Here is a 2,059-nt window from a genome sequence, read left to right as displayed (position 1 = left end):
CCTTGCAGACCACCAGCGGAGCCAAGAACTCGTCGATCGTGGCCGGCGCGCTCAACCTCTCGACCGGTGCAAACGCGGATCTGTCGGTCACCGGCACCAAGAATGCGCTGTCGGCGCTCGGCCTGACCGGCTCCACCGGCACCGGCACCGCCTTCACGGCGGGACGCAGCGCCGCCGCAGGCGGCGTCTCCGGCAAGACCTTGACCTTCTCCTCCTTCAACGGCGGCACGGCGGTCAATGTCACCTTCGGCGACGGCACCGGCGGCACGGTCAAGACGCTCGATCAGCTCAACACGCAGCTTCAGGCCAACAACCTGTCGGCCACGATTGATGCAAACGGCACGCTCACGATCTCGGCAACCAACGACTATGCGTCGTCGACGATCGGATCTGCTACCGCTGGCGGTACCATCGGCGGCACGCTTACCACAGCGCTGACCTTCTCGAACGCGACTGCGCCGGTTGCTGATGCTGTTGCCCAGGCCACCCGTACCAACCTGGTGTCCCAGTACAACAACATCCTGACGCAGATCGATACGACCTCGCTGGATGCATCGTTCAACGGCGTGAACCTGCTCAACGGCGACCAGCTCAAGCTGGTGTTCGATGAGACCGGCAAGTCCAACCTGAACATCACCGGCGTGACCTTCAACTCGAAGGGTCTGGGTCTGGCTGGCCTGGTGCAGGGGACGGACTTCATCGACAACTCCGCGACCAACAAGGTGCTGACCAGCCTGAACACGGCCTCGAGCACCTTGCGGTCGGAAGCGTCGACCCTCGGCTCGAACCTTTCGGTCGTGCAGGTCCGTCAGGACTTCAACAAGAACCTGATCAACGTGCTCCAGACCGGGTCGTCCAACCTGACGCTGGCCGACACCAACGTCGAAGCGGCCAACAGCCAGGCGCTGTCGACCCGCCAGTCGATCGCAGTCTCCGCGCTGTCGCTGGCCAACCAGTCGCAGCAGAGCGTGCTGCAGCTGCTCCGCTAACAAGCGGCAGACATCGCAACACGAATAAGGCGGCGGGGCTTCGGTCCCGCCGCTTTTTTTTGTCGTCCAGTTGTTCCTGGAAGTTCGTGGCGACGCCCTGAAAAGTAACCTCCGGTTATGGTTAACGGAGCGCAAACGCCACTGAAACCCCAATGGTTTCAATCTGATCGTTGCGCACGATCGCGCCGTAGGATCGACTTATGGTGAACTGCTGATTACAAGCGCAAGCTCGGTTTCACCCTTTGTTAGCCATGTCGACGCACCCTGCCTCGGTCGCTCGATCCCATGCGGTCGAAGGAAGACGCGTTAGCTACCAGAAGGGTAAAAGCTATGTCCGGTATTGTTCTCTCTGCGTCGGTTCGTCAGAACCTGCTCTCCCTCCAGTCCACCGCCGACCTGCTCGCCACCACCCAGTCTCGTCTGTCGACTGGCAAGAAGGTGAACTCGGCGCTCGACAACCCCACCAACTTCTTCACGGCACAGTCGCTCGACAACCGCGCCAGCGACATCAACAACCTGCTCGATGGCATCGCCAACGGCGTGCAGGTGCTCCAGGCTGCCAACACCGGCATCACCTCGCTGTCGAAGCTGCTCGACAGCGCGAAGTCGATCGCCAACCAGGCGCTCCAGACCACGGTCGGTTACTCGACCAAGTCCAACGTCTCGACCACGATCGCGGGTGCGACGGCGTCTGACCTGCGCGGCACCACGACCTATTCCAGCACGACCGCGCTCTCCAACGTGTTGTTCTCCGGCGCTGCCGGCGGCGCGACTGTTGCGACTGGATCGACGACGCTCGGCGGTGTCTCGGCTGGGCTGACCGGCAACGCCGTAAAGGCCGGTGACGGTACGACAACCTTTGTCGGCACCTTGAAGTTGGCCGGTACCGCCGGCGCGACGACCATCGCTGCCAACGGAGCTCCTACCGATGGCGAAACGCTGACCGTCGATGGACATACGATTACTTTCAAAGCAGCGGACGTTCCGACCGGGACGAATATCCCGTCGGGATCCGGCACCGTCGGCAATGTCCTCACGGACGGGAATGGCAACTCCACCGTCTATCTTGG

Annotated in this window: 2 protein-coding genes; both read left to right on the top strand. The window is 62.1% G+C overall.

Annotated elements, in window-relative coordinates:
- A partial coding sequence (locus tag ABIB73_RS37480) for a DUF1522 domain-containing protein (protein WP_354232491.1) occupies positions 1-989 on the top strand: 989 nt, incomplete at its 5' end.
- 330 nt (positions 990-1,319) lie between these two features.
- A partial coding sequence (locus ABIB73_RS37475) for a DUF1522 domain-containing protein (protein WP_354232489.1) occupies positions 1,320-2,059 on the top strand: 740 nt, incomplete at its 3' end.

This window comes from Bradyrhizobium sp. F1.4.3, from assembly GCF_040548375.1.
In the GTDB taxonomy this organism is placed as follows: domain Bacteria; phylum Pseudomonadota; class Alphaproteobacteria; order Rhizobiales; family Xanthobacteraceae; genus Bradyrhizobium.
Note: the sequence above shows the minus strand (reverse complement) of the source record. Positions and strands in the feature narration are given on the sequence as shown.